The organism is Sphaerisporangium dianthi, from assembly GCF_042654065.1.
In the GTDB taxonomy this organism is placed as follows: Bacteria; Actinomycetota; Actinomycetes; order Streptosporangiales; family Streptosporangiaceae; genus Sphaerisporangium; species Sphaerisporangium dianthi.
This window is the reverse complement of sequence record NZ_JBHSFP010000083.1, coordinates 2,154-5,530: the sequence shown is the minus strand read 5'-3', so window position 1 is coordinate 5,530 and position 3,377 is coordinate 2,154. Positions and strand designations below refer to the sequence as shown.

The window sequence follows — 3,377 nt, the reverse complement described above, 5'->3', positions numbered from 1 at the left end:
CTACCTATAAAATTTTGTCCGGCGGTGTCCTACTCTCCCACACCGTCCCCGGTGCAGTACCATCGGCGCTGGAAAGCTTAACTTCCGGGTTCGGAATGTAACCGGGTGTTTCCCTTCCGCTATGACCGCCGTAACCCCTTGAAACAACAACCAACCCACACGGGCATGGTCCGTTGCCTCTGAGTCACATAGTGGACGCGAGCAAAAACTTTGTGATCAAGTCCTCGGCCTATTAGTACCGGTCAGCTCCACACCTTACGATGCTTCCACCTCCGGCCTATCAACCCAGTAGTCCACTGGGAGCCTTACCCCCACAACAGGGTGGGAGACCTCATCTCAAGGCAGGCTTCCCGCTTAGATGCTTTCAGCGGTTATCCCTCCCGAACGTAGCCAACCAGCCGTGCCCTTGGCAGAACAACTGGCACACCAGAGGTTCGTCCGTCCCGGTCCTCTCGTACTAGGGACAGCCCCTTTCAAGTCTCCTGCGCGCGCAGCGGATAGGGACCGAACTGTCTCGCGACGTTCTAAACCCAGCTCGCGTACCGCTTTAATGGGCGAACAGCCCAACCCTTGGGACCTACTCCAGCCCCAGGATGCGACGAGCCGACATCGAGGTGCCAAACCATCCCGTCGATATGGACTCTTGGGGAAGATCAGCCTGTTATCCCCGGGGTACCTTTTAGCCGTTGAGCGACGGCGCTTCCACATGCCACCGCCGGATCACTAGTCCCAGCTTTCGCTCCTGCTCGACCTGTCGGTCTCACAGTCAAGCTCCCTTGTGCACTTACACTCGCCACCTGATTGCCAACCAGGCTGAGGGAACCTTTGGGCGCCTCCGTTACCCTTTAGGAGGCAACCGCCCCAGTTAAACTACCCACCAGACACTGTCCCCCACCCGGATCCACGGGCGCGGGTTAGACATCCAAAACGACCAGAGTGGTATTTCACCAATGACTCCACCAGAACTAGCGTCCCAGCTTCACCGTCTCCCACCTATCCTACACAAGCCGTCCCAAACACCAATGTCAAGCTGTAGTGAAGGTCCCGGGGTCTTTCCGTCCTGCTGCGCGTAACGAGCATCTTTACTCGTAGTGCAATTTCGCCGGGTCTGTGGTTGAGACAGCGGGGAAGTCGTTACGCCATTCGTGCAGGTCGGAACTTACCCGACAAGGAATTTCGCTACCTTAGGATGGTTATAGTTACCACCGCCGTTTACCGGCGCTTAAGTTCTCACCTTCGCCGAGACGAATCCCAGCTAAGCGGTCCCCTTAACGTTCCGGCACCGGGCAGGCGTCAGTCCGTATACATCGTCTTACGACTTCGCACGGACCTGTGTTTTTAGTAAACAGTCGCTTCCCCCTGGCCACTGCGACCCCCACCAGCTCAAGGCGCAAAGCCCATCACCAGCAGAGGTCCCCCTTCTCCCGAAGTTACGGGGGCAATTTGCCGAGTTCCTTAACCACAGTTCACCCGATCGCCTTGGTATTCTCTACCTGACCACCTGAGTCGGTTTAGGGTACGGGCCGCCGGCACACTCACTAGAGGCTTTTCTCGGCAGCATGGGATCACCCACTTCACCACAATCGGCTCGGCATCACATCTCACCCTACATGCGGCACGGATTTACCTATGCCACGGGCTACATGCTTACCCCAGGAACAACCATCGCCTGGGATGGGCTACCCTCCTGCGTCACCCCATCGCTTACCTACTACCAGATCAGGCCAGGCGTTCAGCCTCACCCAAGCTCCGAAGAGCCGCGGGGGCTTAAGGACCCTTAGTATCACTGGATTCGATATGGGCGCATACCAGCGGGTACGGGAATATCAACCCGTTGTCCATCGACTACGCCTGTCGGCCTCGCCTTAGGTCCCGACTTACCCTGGGCGGATTAGCCTAGCCCAGGAACCCTTGGTCATCCGGCGCAGAAGTTTCTCACTTCTGATTCGCTACTCATGCCTGCATTCTCACTCGCACAGCCTCCACGGTTGGGTCACCCCACCGCTTCGCCGGCTGCACGACGCTCCCCTACCCACCCACACAAGGTGTGAGTGCCACGACTTCGGCGGTGTACTTGAGCCCCGCTACATTGTCGGCGCAGAATCACTTGACCAGTGAGCTATTACGCACTCTTTCAAGGATGGCTGCTTCTAAGCCAACCTCCTGGTTGTCACTGCGACTCCACATCCTTTCCCACTTAGCACACGCTTAGGGGCCTTAGTCGGTGGTCTGGGCTGTTTCCCTCTCGACTACGAAGCTTATCCCCCGCAGTCTCACTGCTACGCTCTCACTTACCGGCATTCGGAGTTTGGCTGACGTCAGTAACCCGGTAAGGCCCATCAGCCATCCAGTGCTCTACCTCCGGCAAGAAACACGTAACGCTGCACCTAAATGCATTTCGGGGAGAACCAGCTATCACGGAGTTTGATTGGCCTTTCACCCCTACACACAGGTCATCCCCCAGGTTTTCAACCCTGGTGGGTTCGGTCCTCCACACGGTCTTACCCGCGCTTCAACCTGCCCATGCGTAGATCACTCCGCTTCGGGTCTACAGCATGCGACTAAAAAACGCCCTATTCAGACTCGCTTTCGCTACGGCTCCCCCACACGGGTTAACCTCGCCACACACCATAACTCGCAGGCTCATTCTTCAAAAGGCACGCAGTCACATCACAACCATCCGAAGACGGTTAAGCTCCTACGGCTTGTAGGCACACGGTTTCAGGTACTATTTCACGACCCCTCACCGGGGCGCTTTTCACCTTTCCCTCACGGTACTCGTTCACTATCGGTCATCAGGGAGTATTTAGGCTTACCAGGTGGTCCTGGCAGATTCACACAGGATTCCTCGAGCCCCGTGCTACTTGGGATCCCCTCAAACAGTCGACAAGGTTTCGCCTACCCGACTCTCACGGTCTACGGCGCAACTTCCCAGAAGCTTCGACTACCCCATCGATTTATCACTGCTTGGAGAAACGGCAGCCTCTCCCAGAGGGTCCCACAACCCCACACACGCAACACCTGCCGGCTATCACACGCGCATGGTTTAGCCTCATCCGCTTTCGCTCACCACTACTCACGGAATCACTGTTGTTTTCTCTTCCTACGGGTACTGAGATGTTTCACTTCCCCGCGTTACCACCAACCGCCCTATACATTCAGACGGCGGCAACACCACATGACTGGTGCTAGGTTTCCCCATTCGGACATCCCCGGATCAACGTCTGGTTGGCGACTCCCCGAGGCTTAACGCAGCCTCCCACGTCCTTCATCGGCTCCTGATGCCAAGGCATCCACCGTGTGCCCTAAAAAACTTGGCCACAAAGATGCTCGCGTCCACTATGCAATTCACAAACAACGAACAGACAACCGCTCCC

The 3,377-nt window shown here is 56.8% G+C and carries 2 rRNA genes; both read right to left on the bottom strand.

What is annotated here, in order from left to right:
* Nucleotides 1-16: 16 nt before the first annotated feature.
* Nucleotides 17-133: ribosomal RNA gene (gene rrf / locus ACFO60_RS40575) — 5S ribosomal RNA — on the bottom strand.
* A gap of 79 nt (nucleotides 134-212) precedes the next feature.
* A 23S ribosomal RNA gene (locus tag ACFO60_RS40570) occupies nucleotides 213-3,320 on the bottom strand.
* Between the last annotated feature and the right edge of the window lie 57 nt (nucleotides 3,321-3,377).